The sequence below is a fragment of the Myxococcus sp. AB056 genome (assembly GCF_006547365.1).
Lineage (GTDB): Bacteria > Myxococcota > Myxococcia > Myxococcales > Myxococcaceae > Myxococcus > Myxococcus virescens.
The window spans coordinates 1-25,760 of record NZ_VHLB01000047.1 but is presented as its reverse complement, the minus strand read 5'-3'; the positions used below and the strand labels follow the sequence as shown (position 1 = coordinate 25,760).

Sequence of the window (25,760 nt, the reverse complement as noted above, 5' to 3'; positions counted from 1 at the left end):
CACAAAGCCATGTCCTTGAACTGGAAGTACCAGGAGCCGTTTGCCGGCCGTCACAATGGTCCGGATGACACCGAGCTGAAGCAGCTGCTGTCCGCGCTGGGCGTGGACTCGCTCGATGCCTTCATCGACCAGGCCGTCCCGCCCGCCATCCGCGCCAAGGAGCCGCTGAAGCTCGCGACCGCGCGCGGCGAGCACGAACTGCTGGCGGCCTTGGAGGCCATCGCCGCGAAGAACCAGGTGTTCCGGTCCTTCATCGGCATGGGCTACCACGACACGCACACGCCGAACGTCATCCTCCGCAACGTCTTCCAGAATCCGGGCTGGTACACCCAGTACACGCCCTACCAGGCGGAGATTGCGCAGGGCCGGCTGGAGGCGCTGCTCAACTTCCAGACGCTGGTCATGGACCTGACGGGGCTGGAGGTGGCCAACGCCTCGCTGCTGGATGAAGGCACCGCCGCCGCCGAGGCCATGGCCCTGGCCCTGGCCGTGCACCAGAAGGGCGAGGAGGCCGGCGCGGCCTTCTTCGTCTCCGACGGCTGCCACCCGCAGACGGTGGACGTGGTGCGCACCCGCGCCCAGCCGCTGGGCGTGGAGGTGGTGGTGGGCGACCACCGCACGGTGGACTTGAGCTCGAAGAAGTTCGTGGGCGCGCTGGTGCAGTACCCGACCACCGACGGCGCGGTGCATGACTACCGGGCCTTCGGCGAGCAGGTGCACGCCGCGGGCGGCCTGTTCGTGGTGGCCGCGGACCTGCTCAGCCTGACGCTGCTGACGCCGCCGGGTGAGTTCGGCGCGGACGTGGCGGTGGGCAGCGCCCAGCGCTTCGGCGTGCCCATGGGCTACGGCGGCCCGCACGCGGGCTACTTCGCCACGAAGAACGCGTACACCCGCGTCATGCCCGGCCGCATCATCGGCGTGTCCGAGGACGCGCAGGGACGCCGCGCGCTGCGCATGGCGCTCCAGACGCGTGAGCAGCACATCCGCCGCGAGAAGGCGACGAGCAACATCTGCACCGCGCAGGTGCTGCTGGCCGTCATCGCCAGCATGTACGCCGTCTACCACGGCCCCTCCGGGCTGAAGGCCATCGCCGAGCGCGTGCACGGCCTGACGGTGCTGCTGGCGCGCGGGCTGGCGAAGCTGGGCCTCAAGCTGAAGCACGACCAGTACTTCGACACGCTGCGCGTGGAGCTGTCGGCCGCGCATGTGCGCGCGGTGCTGGGGGCCGCCGAGGCGGCGCGGATGAACTTCCGCCGCATCGACGAGAAGACGCTGGGCGTGTCCCTGGACGAGACGACGCGGCCCGCGGACGTGGAGGACATCCTGGCGGCCTTCGCCACCGGCACCGGCAAGTCCTCCGCGCCGGTGTTGGCGGACCTGGTGGGAGACGGCGTGGAGAGCGCCGTGTCGCAGGTGCTGCGCCGCTCGAGCGCGTACCTCACGCACCCCGTCTTCAACAGCTACCACTCCGAGACGGAGATGCTGCGCTACATCCGGCGGCTCGAGGCGAAGGACCTGTCCCTCACGCACTCGATGATTCCGCTGGGCAGCTGCACCATGAAGCTCAACGCCACCGCGGAGATGATTCCGGTGACGTGGCCCCAGTTCGGGCGGCTGCACCCGTTCGCGCCCACCTCGCAGGCGGCCGGCTACAAGGTCATCTTCGAGCAGCTGGAGCAGATGCTCACGCAGGTGACGGGCTTCGCGGGTTGCTCGCTCCAGCCCAACGCCGGAAGCCAGGGGGAGTACGCGGGCCTGCTCGTCATCCGCGCGTACCACCAGAGCCGCGGCCAGGGGCACCGGGACGTGTGCTTGATTCCGTCCTCCGCGCACGGCACCAACCCGGCTTCGGCGGTGATGGCCGGCTACAAGGTCGTCGTCACCAAGTGCGATGAGAACGGCAACATCGACCTGGATGACCTGCGCGCGAAGGCGGAGGCGCACAAGGACGCGCTCGCCGCGCTGATGGTGACGTACCCGTCCACCCACGGCGTGTTCGAGGAGGAGATTCGCGAAATCTGCGCCATCGTCCACGAGCGCGGCGGCCAGGTGTACATGGACGGCGCCAACCTCAACGCGCAGGTGGGCCTCACCTCGCCCGGGTTGGTGGGCGCGGACGTGTGCCACATCAACCTGCACAAGACGTTCTGCATCCCGCACGGCGGCGGCGGCCCGGGCATGGGCCCCATCTGCGTGGCCAGCCACCTGGTGAAGTTCCTGCCGGGGCACCCCGTCATCCAGACGGGCGGCGCGGAGGCCATTGGCGCCATCTCCGCGGCGCCGTGGGGCAGCGCGAGCATCCTGCTCATCTCCTGGATGTACATCGCCATGATGGGCGGCGAGGGCCTCACCCAGGCCACCAAGCTGGCCATCCTCAACGCCAACTACGTCGCCGAGCGGCTCAACGCCCACTACCCGGTGCTGTACCGGGGCAAGCGCGGCAAGGTGGCGCACGAGTGCATCGTCGACCTGCGCCCGCTCAAGAAGACGGCGGGCGTGGAGGTGGAGGACGTGGCCAAGCGGCTCATGGACTACGGCTTCCACGCGCCCACCGTGTCCTTCCCGGTGGCGGGCACGCTCATGATTGAGCCGACGGAGAGCGAGTCCAAGGCGGAGCTGGACCGTTTCTGCGACGCGATGATCGCCATCCGTCAGGAGATTCGGGACATCGAGGAGGGCCGCATGCCCAAGGACAACAACGTCCTCAAGCACGCCCCGCACACCGCGCGTGTCGTCGCCGCGCCGGAGTGGAACCGTCCCTACTCGCGCGAGCAGGCCGTGTTCCCCACGCCGTGGGTCCGCGACAACAAGTTCTGGCCCTCCGTGGGCCGGCTCAACAGCGTGCTCGGTGACCGGAAGCTGGTCTGCTCGTGCCCGCCCATCGAGGACTACATGTCGCCGGAGCCGAAGGCCGCCACGGCCTGACGCATCCCGCGCATCGGGTGATGCCCTGGGCCGTCTCCCTTGTCGGGGAGGCGGCCTTCGTCTTTACGCGGGCGTGGCCAGCGCGGCGCGGTCCGGCTCCACGTGGACCACCACGTCCACCACCTGGGGATAGGCGCCTTGAAGCGTGCGCTCCACCCGGTCCGCCACCTCATGGGCCTGCGCGGTGGTGAGCTGCGGGTCCACCTCGATTTTGAGGTCCACGTAGACGCTCTCCTCCATGCCGCGGCTGCGCACGTCGCGGCAAGAGCGCACGCCCGGCACTGCCAGCGTGTGCCGCTTCACCTCGTCTGGGTCCAGGCGCGCCGTGTCGGAGAGGATGCCCACCGCTTGCCGGACGATGCCGTAGGCCACCCAGGCCACGAACACCATCACGGCCAGCGCAATCAGCCCATCGGCGCGCGGGTAGCCCAGCCACACCAGCAGCAGGGAGCTCAGCACCGCGAGGGTGACGTAGACGTCGGACATCGTGTGGCTCGCGTCCGCGAGCAGCAGGGAGCTCTTGTACTTGCGCCCGTAGTACCGCTCCACCCGCGTCACCACCATGTTCACCACCAGGGTGAAGGCCATGACGGCCGCCATGGTGCCCGTCACCTGCGGGTGCTTGTCGTTGAGCACGGAGTCGAGCGCCATGCGCCCCAGCTCCAGCATGCCCACGCCAATCATCGCGCCAATGCCCAGCGACGCGAGCGCCTCGAACTTGCCGTGGCCGTAGGGGTGGTCCTCGTCCGCCGGGCGTGACGCCACGCCCATGGCTACCAGCCCCAGCACGTTGGAGCCGCCGTCGATGAACGAGTGCAGCCCGTCCGCAGTCACCGCCGCGGACTGGCTGAGCATTCCGAAGATCAGCTTGGCGCTGGCCACCACCCAGTTGGCCACGAGGATGCCCAGCAGCACCCTGCGGACCTTCCGGTTCCGCTCCTGCTGCGCGAGGTTTCTGTCGGTGAGCGTCGTTGCTTCCACGGGGCCGCACGGTACTTCAGTGCGCGCTCAGTTGGGCTGGCGGAACAGCCGCATCTTCGGGCCGCCGCCCATCTCCATGAAGAAGCCGAACTGGAACTTCACCTTGGCGTCGTCCGACAGCAGGCCGGGCGGCGGGTTGGGGAAGGGCTGCGCGCGTTTGAAGGACGACACTGCCTCGAAGTCGAGGAAGTCGAGCCCGCTGCTCTTCTCCACCTGGATGTCCGTCACCTGGCCGCGCTCGTCGAGCGTGATTTGCAGCAGCGTGTACCGGTCCCTCCCCGTGTAGATGCCGCCGGTGGGGTCTCTCCGGCGCAGCTGCTCGTTGGGGTTCCAGTGCATGCCCACGCTCTGCTTCACGCGGTTGAAGAAGCTGGCGTACTTCCACTCACGCGTGTTGAGGAGGGTGCCATCGCCTTCCTCGGCGTCCTGCAGGTGGTCGTTGGGCGCGGCGCCCAGGACCTTGTCCATGACGGCGCGCGACGGCGTCAGCGATGCCAGCCCCGGCGCGCCCGCGCGGCCCGTGGAGCCGGCTTCCTCTCCGCCGGTGCCGGGCTGGATGTTGAGGCGCTTGGAGTTGCCCACCACCTCGTCGCTCTCGTTCTGGTTGTTCACCGTCATGCCCGGACCCGGCGACGTCGGGTCCGTCTTCATCGCCACCTCGTTCTTCTTTCGGGCGTCCGGAATCTCGAAGGCGGGCTTCTGGCCACCCAGGGACACGGGCCGGTCGTCGTTGCCCATGCCGTTGTTTCCGGCCGTGCGCGGCGGCGTCTGCGCGTCCGTATTCTGGCCTTCTTGATTCTGCGGCGCCGTCCGCTGGGGCATGGCGTTCCGGTAGAAGGGCGTCTGCTCCCGAGCGCGCGTCTCCTTGTCCACGCGGTTGTTGCTCTCCGCGAGGTACTTCGCGTTCGGGTCCACCTCGTCGTTGCCGGGCGCGACGTCCACCACCTGCCCCTTGGGCGTCTCGTCGGGCTTCTTCTCCTCCGGCTTCTTGTCCTGGGCCTTGGGACGCTCCGACGCCTGGGACTTCGTCTGGGGGGAGGCCTTGCCGCGGTTCTGCGCCCATTGGTCGGCGGTGAGCGGACGCACGGCCACGGAGGTGGGCCGCGTCACTGGCTTGCGTGCCTTCCCGTCGCCCTGGAACGAACTCGTCAGCAGCAGGGTTCCCACGTAGACGGCATGGAGGAGCAGCGCGAGCGCAATCGCCGCGGCGAAACGCCCCGCGGACGACCCCTGCCGCCTCCGGCGGCGCCAGCTTGTTGGAGAACCCGTGCTCACGGCGGGATGATAAACCTCCGAACGGGCGGACTAGTCCCGTCGCGTTCGCGGCTGAACAGGTGAAAGGTCAGGTCGATTCGCGGGCCGCGCACGGGTTTGAAGGATAACCCCTCCCAGCCTCAATAGATGGGGGCCACCTCGGCACCGTTGAAGTAGTGACGGAGGATGTCCTGGTAGCGCTGCCCGGCCTCCGCCCGGCCAATGGCGCCCGTCTGGCACATTCCTACGCCGTGCCCCCAGCCCCCGCCACGGAAAAGCCAGCCGGTGAGCCGGCCCCCGGCGTCCCGTTCGGCCTCCACCACCGCCATGCTGCTGTTGAGCATGCCGAACAGGCGGCGGATGTTGAGCTCGCCGCGCACCTGGGTGGCCCCCTTGTCGCCGGACACGGTCAGTACGGCCGCGCGGCCGGAGACGCCCCGGTCCGTCAGCGCCAGGGCCTGGACGCGCCCCACGCCCAGGCGCTTCAGGCGGGTGTCCACCTGCTCGGCCGTGAAGCGCTTCTCCCACCGGAACTTGCTGGGCTGCGCGAAGCTGGACAGCCGGCAGGCCGCCGGGAGGTTGGCGGTCGTCAGCCAGCGCTCCAGGCTGGCGGGCAGGGGATGGGCGCCCACGGGGCCGATGACGTCCGGGCGGCCACGCAGGCTGGGGTCCGGAGGCCCGCCCCACACCACGTCGTTGTCCTCGGTGTGGCCGCCGCAGACGGCGCTGTAGACGGAGTCCACCAGGCGGCCGTCCTCGCTGAAGAGGCCCTCGCCCCGGGTGGCCTCCACGGCGGCGGTGGTGCTGGCGGCCTCACCGGTGCGACCCCGGTAGACGGCGCAGTGTTGCTCCGAGCACAGGAGGTAGGGGTCCGCCAGGTGCTTGATGCCCACCTTCGCCAGCACCTCGCCGCGCGCGGTGACGGCCTGGGCCTTGAGCGCCTCCGAGTGGGCGCGGGCGAAGATTTCCGCGGGGACCAGGCCCTTGAGCAGGTCCTCCAAGGGAACGACGTTCACTACCGCCAGTTGGCCCGAACGGTCCACGACGAGCTGGAGCGCGCCCCGGAAGGTGCGGTCCTCGAAGCCGTGGAAGTCGTAGCCCACGCCGTATTCGACCTGGCGCACGTCGAAGCCCGCGCCGTCGGGCGTCTCCGCGTCCAGCCGGTCCTGGGCCATGCCCACGACGACGCCCGCCTCGTCGCGCACCTCCAGGATGGCCTTGGAGGGCGTGCGCACCTCTTCAAAGAGCGTCGTCTGGACGCCGTGGCTGCGCAGCAGCTCTGCCTGCTTGAGGCCGGCGGCCTCGGGCGTGAGGACCTCGTCCACCAGCAGCAGGGTGCGCCGGTTGTCGATGACCTTGCCGGCGATGCCGTAGACGGAGCCCAGGACCTGGGCCCGGACCGCGAGCCCCTTCTCACGCCATGACGCCAGCGCCGCCTGGAGTCCCGCGCGGTCGGCCATGCGGAACTCAGCCAGTTGCACGCGCGCGGACAGCACCGCCGGGCTCCCCTGCGTCACCCGGACCGTCCAGCGCGTGCCCGCTGCGGCGTCGAGCATCTTCTCGTCGGGCCCTCCGAAGCGCAGGCGCATCCGGCCTCGCGGAGAGAAGGTGACCTCGTTCCGGCCCTCCATCAGGCGCACGGGGACGCGAGGCTCACCCCCACGGAAGTCCAGGCGCTTGAGGTCTCCCGGCGTGGGAATCCCCTGCGCCAGCGGGTCCTCTAGCGGCGGCGGCTCCGTGCCCGGTGACGGTGCCTCGTGGCCGTCGGGCGCGGTAGCAGGTTCGCTGCCGGTCGCGCCAGACGACGCTCCGGGCGTGTCCAAGGTCTCCGGTCCAGGCGCCGATGCGTCCGTGCCGGTCGCGCCCGCTTCGCTGTCCTGTGGGCCTGATGTGGCCTCGGACGATGACACGACGGCCGGCCCGGTCGCGGATGCACGGGGACTGTCAGCCGCGGGTTTCGAGGCCACGCAGGCGGAGAGCAGGACGGCGGCGAGAAGCTGTGTGACGGCGTGGCGCACGGGGGGCGACACCGTACTGTCGCACCTCCACGCTGTCACGGACCGTTCGTCGTGCGCCCGCCGGGCAGGCTGGCTGGTACGTGTCGGGACTTGAGGGGATGAATAGCGCACAGGGCTTCCGGCGTTGCCCCTGCTCATGAAAATCCGACACGGCAACTGCCTGAAGCTGACGTTCCTGGCGACGAGCATGCTCCTGCTGAGCTCGGTGGCCTGCTCGGGCTCCGACAGTGGAGGGACGCCTGTGCCCGTTCAGAGTCTGGCCCCTCGCCCCGTGCCCACGCCCGCGCCTGGGCCGGCGCAGTCGCCCACGCCCACTCGAACCTTCGCCACGCGTCCGCCCGTCGGGGTGCAGGCGGTGGCGGGGACTCCGGTGGCCGCGCTGCCGGACCACACGGACCACGTGAACATCGAGGACCCTTCGCCCCAGCCGGTCGTCAACGCCACGGCGATGGCCGTCGCCGCGGAGGCGCCCGTCTACACCCGTGAGTGGGTGGTGAGCACGTCGGGCAACGACGCCGGGGACGGCAGCGCCGCGCAGCCGCTGCGCACGCTCAACAAGGCCATTGGCCTGGCCAGCCCGGGTGAGCTCATCCGAGTCCTGCCCGGCACCTACGCGGAGCGCGTCATCATCGGTGACAACGCGAAGCCGGGCACGGCCGACGCGAAAATCACGCTCCAGGGCGAGGGCAACCCGCGCATCGTCCTGGGCCCCGGTGAACACGGACTGGTTCAGGTGCGCCAGCCGCATTGGATCATCGACGGTTTCGAAATCGATATGGAGGGCCAGACGCCCTTCGCCGTGACGTTCGAGGGCGACGTGACGGGCTCGATGCTCGTCAACTCGGACCTGCACGGCGGCACGGGCGGCGGCGCGGTGACGACGTTCAACAACGCCACCGGGCCCATCATCGAGAACAACCACATCCACGACTTCGTGAAGACCACCGACAACGAGGACTCGCACGGCGTCGTGGTGCAGCCCACGTCGCGCGACGTCACCGTGCGCAACAACGACATCCACGACAACTCCGGTGACTCCGTGCAGTGCCTGGGGCCCGAGGGCTTCAGCAACCTGCCGCCCGCGGAGAACCTGCTGGTGGAGAACAACCACTTCTACGGCAACCGCGAGAACGCCGTGGACATCAAGACGTGCTACGGGGTGACCATCCGCAACAACCGGATGCACCACTTCCTCCCGACCTCCACGGCGCGGGGGGATGTCGTCGTCATCCACTACTCCGCGAGCAACGTGCTGGTGGAGGACAACGAAATCTACGACGGCGCGAAGGGCATCGCGGTGGGCGGCACCCGTGACGGCGCCATGCCCACCGGCGTCGTCATCCGCCGCAATCGCGTGTACGACATGACCGAGGCCGGGGGCGGGGAGGGCACGGGCATCCGCCTGGAGAACTCGAAGGGCACCCGGGTGGTGAACAACACCGTCACCCGCGCGGCCACGGCGCTCATCATCGGCCATGGCACCGGCGGCCCCACCCAGGCCCCGGTGGTGCAGAACAACATCTTCGCGGAAGCCCCCATCGCGGTGAGCATGGGCCCGATGGCCCCGGGGATGAAAATGGGCAACAACCTCTTCCCAGCGGGCGCCCAGTTCAAGAAGGACGGCAAGCCCGTGGACCTCACGGCCTACCAGTCCACCTCGGGAGACACCACCTCACGCCTCGGCTCGGCGGACCTCGGGGCGGCGTTCGCGCCGGGGCCCATGGCGCTGGACTCGGGCGCCGACATCGGCATCCCGTTCTGCGGTGGGGGGCCGGACATCGGCGCGGTGGAGCTCGGCTGCTGACCCGTCCACTCAGCCCCTGAAAAGGACAAGGCCCGATGCGGAGTGACTTCCGCACCGGGCCTTGTGTCTTTGAGGCGCCACCCGGATTCGAACCGGGGAATGAAGGTTTTGCAGACCTTTGCCTTACCACTTGGCTATGGCGCCGAGAGGATGGGGTCGGCTTTATACGCAGCCCGCCACCGCGCGGTCAAGGATGCAACAGCTGCCTGCGGTGCATGCGTCCCGTTACCATGCCGGTACCAGAAGGTTCCACCCCGGGTGTGCGTGTGCACGGACACCCGACAGGACGAGGTGTTCGGAAGATGCTTCACGGCCAAGGGCTGTACCTGGAGGAGCATGACGCGTTTCGTCGCACGGTACGCGCGGTGGTGGAGAAGGAGATTCGTCCCTTCGTGAAGGAGTGGGAGGCCCGGGAGGAGTTCCCCCGGGAGCTCTTCACCCGCTTTGGCGAGCTGGGCTTCCTCGGCCTGAAGTATCCGGTGGAGTACGGGGGCTCGGCCGCGGGGGAGCTGTATGAGGCGGTGTTGCTGGAGGAGCTGGGGCGCTGTGGCTCGGGCGGTGTGTCCGCGGGGCTGGGGGCGCAGTTCACCATCTCCACGGGGCCCCTCCATCAGTTCGGCACGGACGCGCAGAAGCACCGCTGGCTGGCCCCCGCCATCCGGGGCGAGAAGATTGGTGCGCTGGGTATCACCGAACCGGACGCGGGCTCGGACGTGGCGGGGCTGCGCACCACCGCCCGGCGCGAGGGCGACAGCTACGTCCTCAACGGCTCCAAGACGTACATCACCAACGGCGTGCGCGCGGACTTCGTGGTGCTGGCGGTGAAGACGGATGCGTCCGCGGGTCACAAGGGCCTGTCCATGGTGGTGGTGGAGAAGGGCACGCCGGGCTTCTCCGTGGGGCGCAAGCTGGACAAGCTCGGCTGGCGCGCCTCGGACACCGCGGAGCTGTTCTTCGAGGACTGCTGCGTGCCCGCGGAGAACCTGCTCGGTGTGGAAGGGCAGGGCTTCGCGCAGATCATGGGCAACTTTCAGTGGGAGCGCCTGTCGCTCGCGTTGGGCGCGGTGGGCGCCATGGAGGACATGCTGGAGACGGTGCTGGCGCACGTGCAGTCACGGCGTGCCTTCGGCCAGTCGCTCCACCAGTTCCAGGTGGTGCGCCACAAGCTGGCGGAGCTCTTCACCGCGCGCGAGTCGGCGCGTCAGCTCACCTACCACGCGCTGCGCCTGCACGTGGCCGGCGAGTGGGCGGTGGCGCAGACGTCCATGGCGAAGAAGGTGGCCACCGAGACGTGCTGCCGCGTGGCGGATGAGTGTCTCCAGCTCCATGGCGGCGCGGGCTACATGATGGAGTACGACATCCAGCGCCACTGGCGTGACGCGCGGCTGGGGCCCATCGGCGGTGGCACCAGTGAGGTGATGAACGAAATCATCGCCAAGCAGCTCGGCCTGTAGGGCGGGGGCGCGGTGCGGCACGGCGCCCCGCCTGTCACGTGGAGGGCAGGCGGGGGAGCGGCGTGGGAAGAGGCCCTTGGTGCTCCGGGTTACTCGAAGAGACCCCGCGGAGGTCACCGTGGAGCCCATCATCGTCTGTGCCGAGCTTTACATGCGTCTGGGGGACGACGAAGTGCTCGTCCTCGACTGTCGCGACGCTGCCGATTGGGAGCGTTACGACCTGCACATCCCAGGCGCCTTGCGGATGACGTCCGCGGAAATCGCCCGCGACCACCACATGCTCCCGGATGACGAACTCATCGTCTTGTGTGGCTGCTCGCCGGACGGAAGGGACACGCGCCGTGTCTGCCGGCTGCTCCGGATGAAGGGCCGCGAGGCCGTCTGTCTCGACGGTGGACTGCTCGCATGGGTCACAGGTGGCTTCCCCACGGAGCGGCACTCCCGGGCGCCCGTCGCCGCGCTTCCCCACTGAGCACCAGGGTGGGTGCGGTGCGTCGTCAAACGGTGTTATGGAGCGGCGACATCCTCCTCTGGAGACTGGAGAAACGCCCCCATGGCCAGGCTTCGCGCGGCCCTCATCGGTGCCACTGGACTCGCCGGACAGCAATTCATCGCCGCCCTGAAGAATCACCCCTCCATCGAGCTGACGGGGCTCGCGGCCTCGCCTCGCTCGGCGGGCAAGACGTATGCGGAGGCGCTGAAAACGGCGAGTGGCATGACGGCCTGGTTCGTCCCGGAGCCGCTGCCCGCCGAGCTCGCCGGCATGAAGGTGGTGGCCGGTGACGCGCTCGAGGCCAAGGACTACGACCTGGTCTTCTCCGCCGTGGAGGCGGACGTGGCTCGCGAGCTGGAGCCTCGGCTGGCGAAGGACATCCCGGTCTTCTCCGCCGCCAGCGCGTTCCGATACGAAGAAGACGTCCCGTTGCTGATTCCCCCCGTCAACGCCGCGCATGCGCCCCTCATCCGGGAGCAGCAGCGCCGGCGTGGCTGGAAGGGCTTCATCGTCCCCATCCCCAACTGCACCACCACCGGCCTGGCGGTGACGCTGGCGCCGCTGGTGGAGCGCTTCGGGGTGAAGGCGGTGCTGATGACCAGCCTCCAGGCCATGTCCGGCGCTGGCCGCTCGCCGGGCGTCATCGGCATGGACATCCTCGACAACGTCATCCCCTACATTCCCAAGGAGGAGCACAAGGTCGAGGTGGAGACGAAGAAGATTCTCGGCGCGCTGCGTCCAGCGGGTGACGGCCTCACGCCGCATGACGTTCGGGTGTCCTGCACCTGCACCCGCGTGGCGGTGATGGAGGGCCACACCGAGTCCGTCTTCGTCTCATTGGACAAGAAGGCGACTGTGGCTGAAGTGACCCAGGCCCTGCGGGAGTGGAAGGGCGCCGAGCTGGCTCGGAACCTGCCGTCCGCCGCACCGCGCTGGATTGAGGTGCTGGACGATCCCTTCCGACCCCAGCCCCGTTTGGACCGGGACACGCATGGCGGTATGGCCACCACCGTCGGACGCATCCGCGAGGATGGCGTCCTGGAGAACGGCTTCAAGTACGTGCTGGTGTCGCACAACACCAAGATGGGAGCCGCGCGAGGCGCCATCCTCGTGGCCGAGCTGCTGTTGGCCCAGGGCTTGGTGGGCTGAGCCCCGCTACCGGCGAAGGGGTGGCACAGATTCAGGGTGCCATCGTCAGCTCGAACCACTACTCTGCGCGCCCACGGACGCGCCTGGTTTCAACCGAGAGGAGACTTTTCAATGGCCTACGTCGTTGCCGACCCTTGCATCAAGTGCAAGTACACCGACTGTGTCGAGGTGTGCCCAGTCAACTGCTTCTACGAGGGTGCCAACTTCCTGGTCATCCACCCGGATGAGTGTATCGACTGCGGTGCTTGCGAGCCGGTGTGCCCCACCAAGGCCATCTTCCCGGAGACGGAGCTCCCGGAGCAGTGGAAGGAATACAAGGCGCTGAACGCCGACCTGTCCACCAAGTGGCCCAACATCGCGGAGAAGAAGTCCGCGCTGCCCGAGGCCGAGGAGTTCAAGTCGAAGGACGGCAAGCGCTCCCTGCTGGATCCGGCGCCGGGCTCGTAGTCCACGGACCGTCGCGTGTCCCGGAAGGCCCTTTCGCCCGACGGCGAGAGGGCCTTCTCTGTTGCGGGGGGACTACTCCGCGCGCAGGGAGCTCAGCTTCAACCCGCGCGATTCCAGCGCGTCGCGCAGACGGCTCAGGTCCTCGGCCGCCACAGGGCGGTGCCGGCCCTGGATGCGCAGCGACACTTCGCGCGGGCCCGTGCGTTCGACCTCTACCGTGGCGTCCAGGTGCCCGCGCAGGCTCATGCTGAGCGCGGGCCGCTGGGACTTCACGAACACCTCGATGCGCTCGATGAGCGCCATCGCGGCCTCGGCGCGTGCGGCGGGGTTCACTTCCTCGGCCGGGGCGTGTGCGGCGCCTCCCGCGCTCGCCGTCACCGCCGTGGCGCTCTCCGAGCCCATCGGCTCCTGAAGAGGCCTCTTCTCATCCGGAGGCGGTGGCCCGGGAGCCGGCCGTGCTTCGGGTTGGACTGGAAGGGCGGGGCGCAGGTCCTTCGACAGCTCGCGGGCGATGAGGTCGTGGAGCCGGTGTTCGGTGCGCTCCTGGCCCAGGGCCTGGGACTCGCTCCGGACGGTGCCCAGCCGCTGGACTTCGACATGCATCGCCTGCCGTTTGAGTCCCAGGCTCTCGGGGCTGGAGACAGCGCCGCGCTGGGCGGTGAGCACGGGCCCCGCGGCCCGGGCCAGCAGGGTGGGCGTGGGGCCCGTGCGCGCGGCGCTTCGGGGGCTCAGTCCCAAGCGTTGGGGCCTGGGTGGAGTGCTGCGGGCGTCCGCTTCGTCGAGCGCCTTCTTGAAGCGCTCTCCGTCGGCGGATGACTTCGTCTGTCCGGAGCCGCTGGTGGGCTCGCGACTGTCGACCTTCATGGCATCCCTCGTGCGGTGGGCGCGGGGAGCAGAGCAGGGGGCGTGCCAGCCCCTGCATCGATAATCGCTTCAGCCCGCCCCCTGGAAAGCGGTACCGCGGGGTGGACGGGCGTCCAGGCGTGGGATGCGACTCAGCGGTTCTTACCGAAGGCGCCGGGCTGAATCGGCGCAAGTCCAGTCAGGTCGTTGACGGCCAGGGGGCACGCGGCCACGGCGGCCGGGTCCGCCAGGGAGGGCGTCTTCGTCCAGTCCCGCTCGGGGAAAATCAGCGCGTCGCGCAGCTCGATGGACGTCAGGCCCTTCTTGTACTCCCAGAAGCGGCCCCGCACGAGGACGCGGGAGCCCTTGAGCAGCTTGTTGAGGTCCGTGTACTGCGTGTCCTGCAGCTTCGCGGTGATCTCCACGCGCGGGCGCTTGGGCGCCTTGCCGAAGTTGAACTCGAAGCGCTCCGTTGTCGGCGCCTCGGGCTCGACCCACAAGAGCCGGGCCAGCATGTAGGGGGCCTCTGGCTCCTCGTCCTTCTTCAGGCGCTTCTTCTTCGGCTTCTCGAGCTTGACGTCCACCAGCTCCAGCGCGCCGAAGGCGACCTCGTGGTCCAGGTAGTTCTCGCGGAAGAGGGCCTCGGCGGTGGACGCGCCCACGGACGTGGCACGCTGGACTTCCTGGGCGTAGCGCTCGCGCAGGGCGGGCAGGGTGACCAGGAAGCTGTCCAGGGGCTGCACGCCATTGGCGAGGAAGCGAAGCCGCCCCATGTCGATGGCGGGGTAGTAGGGCGCCAGGGCTTGCGCCGTCACCAGCCACTCTTGGGGCAGTTTCCGGTCGATGAGCACGCGCCGCACCATGGCGACGAGGAAGGCGTTGCCAGGAAACCGCTGGTTGACGAGCTGGGTGTTGAGGGCGTTGACCAGCACCGGGTCCAGCATGAAGTTCTCATCACGCTTGTGCAGCAGCACACCGGTTTCACCCATCAGCGTCAGCATGGCCCCGAGCACCTGGGCGCAGCCGGCATCCTGGGTCCCCTGCTTGAGCCCCTGGTTCAGCTTCGACCGGGCAAAGCGCTTGTCCAGGTCTTCCTCGCGGAAGACGGGGGCCTGACCATTGCCGAAGAACAGCTCTGGCTGGGCGGTGGCGGGCATGGCCGACAGGGCCAGGGCGAGTGCGAGCAGTCGGTTGAAGCGCATGGCGCCTTGCAGCCTACCACGGCGCACGGACCCACCGTGTGGCCCGACCGTAGCGGCAGGCGGGCGGGCCACAGGGTGCAACCCCGGCGTTCCACGGTGCTTTTTCCGCCTGTTGACCTCGCGGGCTTTTGTGTACCTTGCCCGCGACATGGCCTCTCCCACGGATACTTCCGCGCCCGTCACCATCACTCAGATTCAGAGTGAGGCGGAGCTCATGCAGGCGCTCGCCATCCGCGAGGTGGTGTTCATCGAGGAACAGGCGGTTCCCGAAGGCATCGAGCGCGACGCCGAGGATGCGCACGCCTACCACGTCATCGCCAACCAGGGCGGCCACGCCATCGGCACGGGGCGTCTGGTGATGTTGGCGCAGCCTCCGGCCAACCAGGAAGGCACGTGGGGGCAGATTGGCCGCATGGCCGTCCTCCAGGCGCACCGCAAGGCGCGCGTGGGCTCCATGTTGCTGACGTCGCTCGAGGAAGAGGCGCGTCGGCGTGGCGTCAACGGCATCATGCTGCACGCCCAGCTCTACGCGCTGGAGTTCTACAAGAAGCACGGCTACCTGCCGGTGGGCGGCGTCTTCGAGGAAGCCGGCATGGAGCACCTGGAGATGCACAAGCGCTTCTGAGGTGGCCTCAACGGCGCGGTGGCCGGGGGGCAGGCGGCTGGGCATGCCGCGGATCCTCGGGCCACGAGTGCCGGGGGTACTTGCGGCACAGCTCCTTGCGGATGGCGGGGTAGTGCCGCTCCCAGAAACCCGCGAGGTCGGTCGTCACCTGGACCGCGCGCATGTTCGGCGCCAGCAGGTGCAGCACCAGCGGGACGCGCCCGGCGCAGACGCTGGGCCCCTGCGCCATGCCGAAGAAGTCCTGGAGTCGCGACTCGACCCAGGGCGGCTTGCCCGGCTCGTAGTGGACCTTGACGCCGCGGCCTCCGGGCAGCGTCACCCGTTCCGGCGCATGCGTGGCCAGCAGCCGCTGCTGCTCGGAAGTGAGACGTGCGTAGAGCGCATCCAGCAGGGACACCCCTTCCAGGTCCTTGAAGCTGCGCGCGTCCGAGCAGAGCGACGCCAGCGCATCGCGCAGGAAGGTGTCGTCGACGGTGGGGAACTTCGCCTCGGGAAAGGCCCCGGCCAGCAGGGCCACGCGGGTGCGCCACTGCTCCAGGGCCTCCGGGTCCGCGAACTTGCCAGGCCCCGCGGCCAGCGCGGCTTCCACGAGCACGCGCGCGGTGGCCTCCGAGGCGGGCGCGGGCGTGCGGGTCTCCTCCAGGACGAGGTTGCCGTAGGACAGGCGGGTGAGCCGCTCCACACGCCGGGCCTCGGCGTTCCACTGGAGGGTGTCCACCTCCTCCAGCGTGTCCGGGTAGAGGTCGAGCAGCCATTCCGGCTCCACGGCGCTGGCGAGCCGCACCACGGCGCCCTTGCCAGGGCGTTCTTCGGCGTCGGCGGCCACCATGAGGTCGGCGTCCTGGACCACGCTCACGTCTGACAGCGTGGCCGACCCTCCTCCGAACATCAGCAGCTCGGGCGCACGGGGCCGGCGCCGTCGGGCAACGCGGTCGGGGTAGCCGGCGAGCACGCTGAGCATCAGCGCTTGCTCCACGTCCTCGGGCCGTTGGGGCCGGGTGCCCTGTCCACGCACCGCGCGCCGCAGCTGCTTCTGGACCCGGTCCACGGACTGCACGGAGCCGGCCTCCAGGGAGAGGGAGTGCATGCGGCCCGACGCGAAGTTCGCGCGTTCGGCTTCGCGGAAGCGCTCGAACAGCTCCAGCAGGTCGGACGGCCCGCTGACGACGGCGGCCGGACGTCCTCCCTGGCCCAGGTTGGTGCGGGCCTCGCGGCGGATGTCGCGTTCGCCCATGAGGGCGGCCAGCACGGCGGCTTCGGCCCCCACGCCCCGGCGCTCACCCTCGACGATGATGCGCGCCTGACGGGGGTGGACGGGGAATCGCAGGAGCCGTTCGCCCACCTCCGTGACGGTGCCGGTGGAGTCGACCGCGCCCAGTCGGCGGAGCAGCGTCTCCGCGGCGTCCAGGGACGCGGCCGGGGGCGGCTCGAAGAAGGGGAAGGCGGCCAGGTCGGTGATGCCGGACGCGCGCAGGGAGAGGACGGTTTCGGCCAGGTCCGTGCGGCGAATCTCCGGGGCGTCCTGCTCCGGGCGGCCGTCGAAGTCGTGCTGGGTGTAGAGGCGCAGGCAGTGGCCCGCGCGCGTACGGCCCGCGCGGCCCGCGCGCTGGATGGCGGAGGCGCGGCTGACCTTGGACAGCTTGAGGGTGGGCAGGCCAGACCAGGGGGAGTGGGAGGCGACGCGCGCGAGCCCGGAGTCGATGACCACCGCCACGCCGTCGATGGTGACGGACGTCTCCGCGACGTTGGTGGAGAGGATGATCTTCCGCCGCGAGCTGCGCCGCACGGCGCGGTCCTGCTCGGCGGGGGACAGGTCGCCGTGGAGGGGGAGCACGTCGGTGCCGTGGCGTTCGGCGAACTCGGCGCATGCGTCGCGTGCGCGGCGGATTTCGCCGGCGCCGGGGAGGAAGACGAGCACGTCGCCATCCACGCCCTGGGTGAAGAGCCGCTTGATGCCGGAGAGCACCTGCTGGTCCAGGTGTCGGTCATCGGGCGCGGGCAGGTACTCCACACTCACGTCGAAGCGCCGGCCCTCGGAGCGGAGCGAGGGACACCCGCCGAGGTACGCCCGGATGGGCTCCGCCTCCAGCGTCGCGGACATGACGACGACCTTGAGGTCGGGGCGCGCCGTCTCCTGGAGGCGCCGCAGCAGGGCGAGGGAGATGTCCGCGGACAGGTGCCGCTCGTGGAACTCGTCGAGCACGACGATGCCCACGTCGCGAAGCTTCGGGTCGGAGAGCAACCGGCGGCCGAGGACGCCTTCGGTGACGAAGGACAGTCGCGTCTTCGCGCTCCGTACGTCCTCGAAGCGGACCTGGTAGCCCACGCGCTCGCCCACGCGCTCGCCCAGCTCCTCGGACACGCGCTGTGCGGCGAGCCGCGTGGGAAGCCGGCGTGGCTGGAGGACGATGATTTCCTTCCCCTGGCCGAGCCCGGCCTCCAGGAGCGCGCGAGGCACGCGCGTCGTCTTTCCCGCGCCAGGAGGCGCTTCCAGGACGAGCGACCGCGCGCCACGCAGCGTGGAGACGATGTCCGGCAACAGGGGATCGATGGGAAGCGCGACGTCCGCCATGGCCCGGTGTCCTTTAAGGCGTGTCCGCGTCGGAAGTCGGTGGGGCGGACTGAGAGGAAGCCTTCTTCTTCCGGATGCGAGGCGCCTGTGCCTCACCCGAGGCCGGAGGTTCGGTGGCCTCGGTCGCGGCAGGCTCCGCTGCATCGGCCTTCTTGCGTCCCCGTCGCGCGCCGCGTGGCGCGGTAGGGGATGCCTCGTTACGGGCTTGCGCGGCGGCCTCGTCGGCATTCGCGGGCCGGCTGTCGTTCGTCACCGCTCCATCCGAGGCATGAGGGGACGCATCGCCCCTGTTGGCCTGTGCCGCAGTGTCCACGGCGGCCTTTTCCGCGAGTTCCGCGCCCTCGGCAGCTGCTTCCGGCTGGGCGACAGCGCCATCGTGCGACTCAGAAGCAGCGCTCGCGGAGGCCACGCCGGTCTCTGTCGTAGTGGGCAAGCCCTCGTCCTTCAGTTCGGCGCCACCCACCGGGCCCGAGTCGCCACCGTTGTCCGAGCGCTCTGCGCCAGCGTCCTGGAGCACCTCTGGGCTGGCTGCGCTGGCGGACGAGTCGCCACCCTCCGCCGCCGTGTCACCGCGAGCGGCCGAAGGTGCCACGGAAGCAGGGCTTGCGATGTCGCCCCCTGCATCCAGTGCGGCGACCTCGGCGAGTTCCGCCTCGGTGGGCTCCATGGAGTCGGTCGGCTCATCGAAGCCAGCCAGCGCGTCGTCGGAGAGCGTCAGCCCCCGGCCCGCGCGGCGCTTGGGCTTGAGGTTCAGCCCGGCGGCCTCGTAGACGGTGGGGGCGGGCACGAGCGCGGCTTCGGCCAGCAGTCGCGCCTGTCGAAGGGACTGCTCGAGCTTCCGGCCGAGCGACACCAGTTCCTCACGAAGGAGGGTCTCCTGCTCCAGCGTCAGGGGCGACGGCTCATGGCTGGAGCGCCACGCGGTATGGGCGGTCAGCACCTGCTCCATGACGGGCCGCACGAGCGCGAAGTCATCCCGGGCGAAGATGCGCGTCACATAAGCGCTCTTCGTGCGCCGCTCGTAGGACGTCGCGTACTCGAGGACGGCTTCCCGGGGGGCTCGCCGAAGTTGCGGGAACTTCAGGTGGGGGAAGAGGGCTTCGATGACGGGCGCGCGGCTGCTGGCGGTGAAGGTGATGCCGGCGTGCAGCTTCTCCAGCACGTCCACCCACAGGCCCTGCTGGTGGAACGCATACTCCTCGCGAGCCTCTTCCAGCTCGGGGAGGTCCTTCACGCGGTCGAGCACGCCCTCGGTGGGCGCGCGCGCGGTGCGCACCAGCTCCAGCGCGGTGGTCAGCCAGCCCTTTTCGGCGTCGAGGCCGGGCCTGCCGGTGAGCATTTCCCCCGCCGTGGCGAGGCGGGCCTCGAAGGCTTCGGCGAAGCGGATGAGCTCATACGATTCGAGCGTGGACGACATGCGGCGGCTCCTCGGAAGGGCGGCGGGAGATAGCACACCCGGCGCCGAGCACCGAGCGGACGGGCAGGGGACTCAGCGCCCGCCGAGCAGAATCTCCAGGGCCTGGGGATGCGAGAAGTCAGGAAAGGCGACCGTGGCCCCTGCGTCGAGGAGGGCCTGCACGGAGAAGGTCCCAGTCCCCACGCCGATGCACTCGGCGCCGACGCCCTGGGCCGCATGGACGTCCTTGGGCGTATCGCCGATGACGACGACCCGGCATTCCTCCACGGGGACGCCCAGCTTCGCGGCGCCGGCCTTGGCGCCGCAGCGAATCAGTTCGGTGCGGTCCTCGTTGTCGCAGCCGAAGCCGCCGAAGTCGAACTGGTCGTAGATGTTCACGCGCTCCAGCTTCACGCGGGCGCCCTCACGGACGTTGCCCGTGCCCAGTCCCACGGCGAACCCGGACCGCGACCGGGCCTCCTTCACGGCCTCGCGCATGCCCGGGAAGACGAGGTATCGCTGGTCATCCACCTTGTGGACCTCTTCGGCGAGGTGGGCGACGTAGGCGTCGATGACCGCGTCGATGGCCGCGGCCGAGTCCTCCACGCCGATGATGTGCATCGCCTTGCGGACGATGGCCCGGTCGGTCATGCCGGACATGGGGAACGAGTCGCACGCGTCCCGCCGCCCGTGCAGCTTCTCGAAAGCGGCTTCCATGGAGCGGCGCCCCGCGCCGCCAGTGGTGACCAGGGTTCCATCGATATCAAAGAGGAGGACGGTGGGACGCATGGCTCCCATCTAATGGAAGCCCCGGGCCGACGCGAGCCCGGAGTCAGGTGGACCGTGTCCCCTCAGGGCTCGACGAGCGTGAGTCCACGCTGGAGTGCCTCGCGGACGAGGGCGCGCTCTTCTATGGGGAGTCGGTCCTCCAGCGCTTGCCGGGCCTGCTGCCCGCCCAGGCGCCCGAGCGCCACGGCCACGGCTTCCCGGACCTGTGATTCCGGGTCCTGCAGCCGGGAGATGAGCGTGGGGATGGCGTCCAGCCCCAGGCACTGGCGCAGGGCGTCCGCTGCGCTCGCACGCACCACAGCCGGGGCCTTCGCATCCTCGAGCACGTCGCGGATGGTCACCGCGCCGCCTGATGGATCCACCAGCGCCAGGGAGGACACGGCGAGCGTCCGCCGCGCGGTAGGGGTGCCCTTGTCCACGACGAGCGCCGACAGGACAGGCGCCGCTCCCGGCCCCAGGCGCTTCCATGCGTCATCTGATGGGGTGCCAGTCCGCGTCGTCGCATCGAGAAGTGCGACCACCTGGGCATGGACGTCGGCGCCAGGCGAAGGCGCGCTGGTGACGAGGGCAGGCTCCGAACTGGCGGAAGCACTCATACGGGCCAGTCCTCCGGATCCCGCGAGCAAGAAGCCTCCGAGCACCACGGGGCGCCAGGCGAGATGGCGGAGGGACCGCGAGGAAACGGCGCCAGGACGTGGGGGGAGGGTGGTCGCCATGAGGGCTTCCCGGACAGAAGAGGGACGTTTCCAATTTATACGTCATTGGTGCCGCGACGGGATGCGAAGGCCGTTATGGTCGGCGCGTCATGGCCGGACGGGTCCTCTTCTTTCTTCAGCACGCCACGTACGAGCCGGCCTTCCAGGCCGCCACCATGGGAATCACCGCCGCTGCCATGGGCGACGAGGTGTACTTCGTCTTCGCCTTCGATGCGCTGCGCCAGCTCGTGGGGGGCGCCTACGGCCAGCCGTCGAGTGCGCGCGAGCACGAGGAGTTCGCACGCGCGGAGTCACTCGGGGTGTTGGCGCCGCCGCACATGCTGGCGGAAGCGCGCACGCTGGGCGCCAGACTGATCGCCTGCGACACCACAGTCCGCATCTGCGGCTACGAACCGGAGGCGCTGGCGGGCACCCTGGATGAAGTGATGGGGATGGCCTCGATTTGGCGACTGACCGCGGGTGCACGGGTGCTCACCCTGTAGTCGGTGGGCTTGGGCCCTACGTACGCCGCTCTTGGCCGCCCAGGTATCGCTCTGGCTGTAACGTCGCAGTGGCATCCAAACGGCGAGGAATCAGTCGGCCGATGCTGTAGCGCCCGACGGGAATGACGCGATAACCTGTCGCCACGCCGTACCCCCTTTGGAGAACCCGGCCGCGCGGGAAGTCCCGTGTCCCCCAGTAGCAGAAGGAATTCATTGCCTATGCGCTCCAAGCTGCCCCTCCTGAGTGCACTCTCCGTCGGCGCCATCGTCCTGGCCTGTCAGACGTACGACTTCGAGCCGGTGGAGCCGCTGGCCATCGCGCAGACGACGGTTGAGGAGGTCATCAACGCCCGTCGGAGCAAGCCCAACATCATGCTGTTGGTGGACACCTCGGCGTCCATGACGGACCCCGTGGACCCTTCGAACCCTGCCTGCATGGTGGACTACGAGGGCTCCCGGCGGCTTTGTGGCCGCGAGTTGCCGTGTAATGTCGACGTCTGCCCCACGCGCTGGACGGATCTGCAGGCAGCCGTTCCTCCGTTTCTTGAGTCCAGTGGGCAGTTCGTGCGCTTCGCGCTGACGACCTACCCGGAGACGCGCGGAGGAACCGCGGTTGTCGACGCGTGCCGTGAAGCAACCCAGAACGCGCTGTTGAAAGGACTGCCAGATCAGGAGGACGATGCGTCCCTTCTCGCGCATGCCAGTGAAATCAACGACCTCCTTCAGGGCATCCCTAATAGCGGTGAGGGGCGGCCGCTCGGTGGTACGCCGACGAGCGGCAGCCTGAATTTCGTGGGTGGGCTGCCTGGGCTTCAGGATCCAGACCGGGAAAACTTCGTCATCCTGCTGACGGACGGTCTTCCGAACTGCAACGCGAATAACGCCAACACCGGCGCCAACCCCGACCTCTGTAAGTGCACCATCGATAACAACGGCTGTTACGGCGCTTACGATAAGCGTGGGTGCTTGGACTCCGATGCCTCCGTCGCTGCGGTGCAGGCGCTGAAGGAGAAGGAGATCTCGACCATTGTGATTGGCTTCGGTGCTGAGACCGCGTCGGGCGAGGGCCCAGCGGTGCTGGAGGCGATGGCTCGGGCGGGCGGTTTCAAGCGGACGTGTAGCGCGGAGCGCCCGTGTGGCGAGGGCGACACGTGCAACCCGACCACGGGTCTGTGCAACCGCTCCTTCTTCCAGGCCGGGAATCAGGCTGAACTTGCTAGCGCGCTGGAGGAGATCAGTCGGGCGCTCGTCGACGAGGAGCCTTGCCTGATTCCGCTGGATGGTCCCCAGCGCCCGACTGACCCCAAGCTGCTCGTGGTCTACGTGGAAGGGGAGCGGACCCCCTCGAGCGACAGCACGTGGACGCTGGAGGACCGCGGCGTGCTCTTCACGGGACAGATCTGCGAGCGCATCCTGAACTCCACCCCGGAGTTGCCCGTGAAGATTGAAGTGCGGGCCATCCGTCAGCGCTAGTCCAGCGGTTCGCGGGGCGGCTTTACCCGGCGAGGGGCGGGGATTATAGGTCCCTATCTCCCCGGAACGGCCGCCCCGCTCATGAAAGCCACGATCCTCTCGCGCTCCGCTTCCATCCCGTCCACTCGGCGACTTGTCGAGGTGGCGCGCGCAAGAGGGCACCGGGTGCGGGTACTCAACCCACTCCGCGTGCAGATGCACCTCGATGGGCGCAGCGCCACGCTCTACTACGGCCGCAAGAAGCTGGCGCCCACGGACGTCGTCCTCCCCCGCATCGCCCAGTCCATCAGTAACTATGGCCTGGCCGTGGTGAATCAGTTCGGCCTGGCGCGGGTCTCGCTCGTCAACCACGCGCAGGCCATCGCGCAGTCGCGCAACAAGATGCGCTCGCTGCAGCTGCTCTCGGCGCACGGCATTGATATTCCGTCGACGGTGATGGCGCGCGACGCGGCTCACCTCAAGGAGATGGTGGGCTTGCTGGGCGGCGTGCCCGTCCTCGTCAAACTGCTGCAGGGGCAGGAGAAGCACGGCGTCATGGTGTGCGAGAGCCTCCAGTCGTTGGAGGCCGCGCTCGAGGCCGTCCTGGGGCTGGGGCACAATCTCGTGATGCAGGAGTACGTGAAGAGCACGGGCATCGACGTCCGTGTGCTCGTCGTGGGGGGGCACGCAGTGGCCGCGGTTCGTCGCCGCCCGCGCCCGGGGCGCCTGGCGCACACCCTCATCAAGGGGGCCCGGCTGGAGGCGCACGAGCTGTCACCCGCCCAGCGAGCCACCGCGGAGAAGGCCACCCGGCTCATCGGGCTCGAAGTGGCGGCGGTGGATCTGCTCGACGTGCAGGGCCAACCCAAGGTCTTCGAGGTGAACAGTTCCCCCGCGCTTCCTGAAATGGAGGCGGTGACGGGCGTGGACCTGGCCTCGCTCATCATCATCCGCGCGGAAGCGCTCGTGGCGGGAGAGCCGCCCGTGTCCATGCCGGACCTGTCGCCTCCGTCGGCCCTGCCCGCGTCATCTGAGCCTGCCCAGCTCCCCGTGGACCGGAAGGGCACGGGACGCCGCGCTCGGACCGGCGAAGGCGGCGCGTGAAGAGAAAGACGGCCCCAGCTGTCTCAAGCGTGATACGCACCCATCGTTTCCAGGAGACGCCCATGCTTCGTCGCCAACGCCTTTCCTCCCTCGCCGCCCTGCTGGCGGCAGTGACCTGCTCCGCGCCCGTACTGGCCGCGGATGTGGATCCGGCCTCGCTGTATGAGGTCTCCACCGAGGGGACCTCGACCCAGGTCAAGGCGGGAGAGAAGGGGACCTTCGTCCTCGCCATCAAGACGAAGGCGGGTGCCCATGTCTCCGACGAGGCGCCATTGAAGCTTGAGGTGAAGGGGAGCCAGTTGACTCCGGCCAAGGAGAAGCTGGCCCTGGCGGACTCCGTGGCGAAAAAGGCCGAGGGGCAAGCCTTCGCGGACCCTCGCTTCGAGGTCCCCTTCACGACGGCCGCCGCGGGCAAGGGCTCCGTGGACGCGAAGCTCGTCTTCTTCATCTGCACGGAGAAGATCTGCGCACGTCAGCAGAAGACCTTCTCCCTTCCCGTCGAGGTCCTCTGAGTGTCCATGCGTGAGCGTTCTTCCAAGGGCGGCCGCGGTGAGCGCGGGAGCGAAGAATCCCCCCAGCGCGCCAGCCGGAGCGAGCGCGGAGGCGGCGAAGCCTCCCGTTTCGTCTACGGGGTGAATCCCGTCCTGGCGGCCCTTCGGGCTCGGCCGGACGAGGTGGAGCGCTTGTTCCTGGTGGAGGGGCAGCTTGGCGCCCGAGCGGCGGGAGAGCTGCTCAGCCGGGCTCGCGAGTTCGGCATTCGCGTGGAGAAGGTGACGCGCGAGCGCCTGGGCACCCTGGCGGAGGGCGGCGTTCACCAGGGCGTGGTGGTCGAACTGCGCGGCTTCAAGTACGCGGAGCTGGAGGACCTCCTGGAGGCCGCGAAGGCACTGGGACAGCCTCCCCTGGTGGTCGTGCTGGACGGAATCCAGGACCCGCACAACCTGGGAGCCATCATCCGCTCCGCGGATGCGCTGGGGGCCCACGGCGTGGTGATTGCCAAGGACCGGGCGGTGCAGGTGACGGGCACCGTGGCCAAGGCGTCCGCCGGGGCCGTGGAGCACAGCCGCATCGCGCGGGTGGTGAACATCTCCCGGGCCCTGGAGGAACTGAAGGAAGCCGGCCTGTGGGTCGCCGCGGCGGACGTGGACGCCAAGGAGCCCATGTGGAGCGCCCGGCTGGATGGGCCGTTGGCGCTCGTCGTGGGGGCGGAGGGGGCAGGCGTCCGGGACGGGGTGCTCAAGCACTGCGACTTCCGCCTCCGGATTCCGATGGCGGGTCAGATCGGTTCATTGAATGCATCCGTTTCGGCCGGCATTCTGCTATACGAGGTCGCCCGCCAGCGGGGCACCGTCTCTGGCCGGTAGCTGAAGTTTGGGATCAATCTCCTTGACTTGGGCGAACGGGAATTCTAGAAGGGCGCCCCTCTCAGGGCGGTGACGGGTGGTTGACGGAGTCGCTGGGGCGGGGTAGGGCGGCAGTCGCAGTACCGGATGAGTGCCGGTGTAGCTCAGCTGGTAGAGCAACTGATTTGTAATCAGTAGGTCGCGGGTTCAAATCCCGCCGCCGGCCAGGTTGGACGGGGCCGCGGATGAGGGCCCGGGATGTGGTAGGACAAGTGAATATCTGGAGGGATACCCAAGCGGCCAAAGGGAGCAGACTGTAAATCTGCCGGCTCTACGCCTTCGATGGTTCGAATCCATCTCCCTCCACTCGGCAATTGCGGGAATAGCTCAGTTGGTAGAGCGTCAGCCTTCCAAGCTGAATGTCGTGGGTTCGAATCCCATTTCCCGCTCCAAATGTTGTAGTCACAGCATCGCCAAGCCCTGATAGCTCAGTTGGCAGAGCGCATCCTTGGTAAGGATGAGGTCACCAGTTCAATCCTGGTTCAGGGCTCCATTTATTTTTGAGGAGTGTCATGGCCAAGGAGAAGTTCGAGCGTAACAAGCCCCACGTGAACATCGGCACGATCGGACACGTGGACCACGGCAAGACGTCGCTGACGGCCGCCATCACCAAGGTGCTGGCGAAGACGGGCGGCGCCACGTTCCTGGCGT

The 25,760-nt window shown here is 69.0% G+C and carries 22 protein-coding genes and 5 tRNA genes; 17 read left to right on the top strand and 10 right to left on the bottom strand.

Annotated elements, in window-relative coordinates; all coding sequences use genetic code 11:
- Positions 1–9 precede the first annotated feature (9 nt).
- Positions 10–2,925, top strand: coding sequence for an aminomethyl-transferring glycine dehydrogenase (gene gcvP, locus FMP39_RS20885; protein ID WP_141592073.1), 2,916 nt, complete (start codon positions 10–12; stop codon positions 2,923–2,925).
- 63 nt (positions 2,926–2,988) lie between these two features.
- Here the strand turns inward: gcvP and FMP39_RS20880 are convergent, their stop codons facing one another.
- The 3 genes from FMP39_RS20880 to FMP39_RS20870 all read right to left on the bottom strand — a co-directional run bounded on the left by FMP39_RS20880 (position 2,989) and on the right by FMP39_RS20870 (position 7,217).
- Positions 2,989–3,906 (bottom strand): cation diffusion facilitator family transporter, encoded by a 918-nt coding sequence (locus FMP39_RS20880; protein ID WP_141592072.1) that lies wholly within the window; start codon positions 3,904–3,906, stop codon positions 2,989–2,991.
- Between the two features lie 27 nt (positions 3,907–3,933).
- Positions 3,934–5,181, bottom strand: a complete 1,248-nt coding sequence (locus FMP39_RS20875; protein WP_141592071.1) for an energy transducer TonB — start codon at positions 5,179–5,181, stop codon at positions 3,934–3,936.
- Positions 5,182–5,300: 119 nt separating this feature from the next.
- Entirely contained in the window at positions 5,301–7,217 is a 1,917-nt protein-coding gene (locus tag FMP39_RS20870) for a SpoIID/LytB domain-containing protein (RefSeq protein ID WP_141592070.1), read from the bottom strand.
- Positions 7,218–7,302: 85 nt separating this feature from the next.
- Here FMP39_RS20870 and FMP39_RS20865 point away from each other — a divergent pair, with 85 nt between their 5' ends.
- Positions 7,303–8,982 carry a nitrous oxide reductase family maturation protein NosD gene (locus tag FMP39_RS20865; RefSeq protein ID WP_141592069.1) on the top strand — a complete coding sequence of 560 codons (1,680 nt, stop codon included), beginning with the start codon at positions 7,303–7,305 and terminating at the stop codon, positions 8,980–8,982.
- A 72-nt stretch (positions 8,983–9,054) separates the two neighbouring features.
- On the opposite strand, the gene FMP39_RS20860 is transcribed toward FMP39_RS20865, so the two are convergent.
- Positions 9,055–9,126, bottom strand: a tRNA-Cys gene (locus FMP39_RS20860).
- Positions 9,127–9,284: 158 nt separating this feature from the next.
- On the opposite strand from FMP39_RS20860, the gene FMP39_RS20855 reads away from it, so the two are divergent.
- From FMP39_RS20855 to fdxA, 4 genes are all read left to right on the top strand, one after another.
- Complete coding sequence (locus FMP39_RS20855; RefSeq protein ID WP_141592068.1) at positions 9,285–10,436, top strand: acyl-CoA dehydrogenase family protein; 1,152 nt, start codon at positions 9,285–9,287, stop codon at positions 10,434–10,436.
- Positions 10,437–10,554: 118 nt separating this feature from the next.
- Complete coding sequence (locus FMP39_RS20850; RefSeq protein ID WP_194858500.1) at positions 10,555–10,908, top strand: rhodanese-like domain-containing protein; 354 nt, start codon at positions 10,555–10,557, stop codon at positions 10,906–10,908.
- Between the two features lie 81 nt (positions 10,909–10,989).
- Positions 10,990–12,078: an aspartate-semialdehyde dehydrogenase gene (gene asd / locus FMP39_RS20845; RefSeq protein WP_090492973.1), complete on the top strand. Its 1,089-nt coding sequence runs from the start codon at positions 10,990–10,992 to the stop codon at positions 12,076–12,078.
- 111 nt (positions 12,079–12,189) lie between these two features.
- The gene (gene fdxA, locus FMP39_RS20840; RefSeq protein WP_011553106.1) at positions 12,190–12,525 is read left to right on the top strand and encodes a ferredoxin FdxA; all 336 of its coding nucleotides are present in this window, start codon (positions 12,190–12,192) and stop codon (positions 12,523–12,525) included.
- Positions 12,526–12,597: 72 nt separating this feature from the next.
- Here fdxA and FMP39_RS20835 read toward each other — a convergent pair whose 3' ends face one another.
- On the bottom strand, positions 12,598–13,389 hold the full coding sequence (locus FMP39_RS20835) for a hypothetical protein (RefSeq protein ID WP_141592066.1): 792 nt from the start codon (positions 13,387–13,389) through the stop codon (positions 12,598–12,600).
- A gap of 131 nt (positions 13,390–13,520) precedes the next feature.
- Complete coding sequence (locus FMP39_RS20830) at positions 13,521–14,570, bottom strand: hypothetical protein (protein ID WP_194858496.1); 1,050 nt, start codon at positions 14,568–14,570, stop codon at positions 13,521–13,523.
- 148 nt (positions 14,571–14,718) lie between these two features.
- Here FMP39_RS20830 and FMP39_RS20825 point away from each other — a divergent pair, with 148 nt between their 5' ends.
- On the top strand, positions 14,719–15,195 hold the full coding sequence (locus FMP39_RS20825; protein ID WP_090492980.1) for a GNAT family N-acetyltransferase: 477 nt from the start codon (positions 14,719–14,721) through the stop codon (positions 15,193–15,195).
- A gap of 7 nt (positions 15,196–15,202) precedes the next feature.
- Here FMP39_RS20825 and hrpB read toward each other — a convergent pair whose 3' ends face one another.
- The 4 genes from hrpB to FMP39_RS20805 all read right to left on the bottom strand — a co-directional run bounded on the left by hrpB (position 15,203) and on the right by FMP39_RS20805 (position 20,548).
- Positions 15,203–17,767, bottom strand: a complete 2,565-nt coding sequence (gene hrpB / locus FMP39_RS20820) for an ATP-dependent helicase HrpB (protein WP_141592064.1) — start codon at positions 17,765–17,767, stop codon at positions 15,203–15,205.
- A gap of 13 nt (positions 17,768–17,780) precedes the next feature.
- Positions 17,781–19,184, bottom strand: a complete 1,404-nt coding sequence (locus tag FMP39_RS20815) for a hypothetical protein (RefSeq protein ID WP_228558185.1) — start codon at positions 19,182–19,184, stop codon at positions 17,781–17,783.
- A 72-nt stretch (positions 19,185–19,256) separates the two neighbouring features.
- A complete protein-coding gene (locus FMP39_RS20810; protein WP_141592062.1) occupies positions 19,257–19,961 on the bottom strand; it encodes an HAD family hydrolase in 705 nt (234 codons plus the stop codon).
- A 53-nt stretch (positions 19,962–20,014) separates the two neighbouring features.
- On the bottom strand, positions 20,015–20,548 hold the full coding sequence (locus tag FMP39_RS20805) for a HEAT repeat domain-containing protein (protein ID WP_228558184.1): 534 nt from the start codon (positions 20,546–20,548) through the stop codon (positions 20,015–20,017).
- 209 nt (positions 20,549–20,757) lie between these two features.
- Between FMP39_RS20805 and FMP39_RS20800 the strand changes: the two genes are divergently transcribed.
- From FMP39_RS20800 to FMP39_RS20755, 10 genes are all read left to right on the top strand, one after another.
- Positions 20,758–21,150, top strand: coding sequence for a DsrE family protein (locus FMP39_RS20800; RefSeq protein WP_141592060.1), 393 nt, complete (start codon positions 20,758–20,760; stop codon positions 21,148–21,150).
- Positions 21,151–21,369: 219 nt separating this feature from the next.
- Positions 21,370–22,623: an adventurous gliding motility lipoprotein CglB gene (gene cglB, locus FMP39_RS20795; RefSeq protein WP_141592059.1), complete on the top strand. Its 1,254-nt coding sequence runs from the start codon at positions 21,370–21,372 to the stop codon at positions 22,621–22,623.
- An 81-nt stretch (positions 22,624–22,704) separates the two neighbouring features.
- Entirely contained in the window at positions 22,705–23,706 is a 1,002-nt protein-coding gene (locus FMP39_RS20790; RefSeq protein WP_141592058.1) for a RimK family alpha-L-glutamate ligase, read from the top strand.
- A 62-nt stretch (positions 23,707–23,768) separates the two neighbouring features.
- A complete protein-coding gene (locus tag FMP39_RS20785; protein ID WP_228558183.1) occupies positions 23,769–24,218 on the top strand; it encodes a hypothetical protein in 450 nt (149 codons plus the stop codon).
- A 6-nt stretch (positions 24,219–24,224) separates the two neighbouring features.
- On the top strand, positions 24,225–25,070 hold the full coding sequence (gene rlmB / locus FMP39_RS20780; protein WP_141592056.1) for a 23S rRNA (guanosine(2251)-2'-O)-methyltransferase RlmB: 846 nt from the start codon (positions 24,225–24,227) through the stop codon (positions 25,068–25,070).
- A gap of 132 nt (positions 25,071–25,202) precedes the next feature.
- Positions 25,203–25,275: transfer RNA gene (locus FMP39_RS20775), tRNA-Thr, on the top strand.
- A gap of 56 nt (positions 25,276–25,331) precedes the next feature.
- A tRNA-Tyr gene (locus FMP39_RS20770) sits at positions 25,332–25,415 on the top strand.
- Positions 25,416–25,425: 10 nt separating this feature from the next.
- Positions 25,426–25,501 (top strand) — tRNA-Gly (locus FMP39_RS20765).
- Positions 25,502–25,526: 25 nt separating this feature from the next.
- Positions 25,527–25,602, top strand: a tRNA-Thr gene (locus FMP39_RS20760).
- 19 nt (positions 25,603–25,621) lie between these two features.
- A partial coding sequence (locus tag FMP39_RS20755) for a GTP-binding protein (RefSeq protein WP_228556459.1) occupies positions 25,622–25,760 on the top strand: 139 nt, incomplete at its 3' end.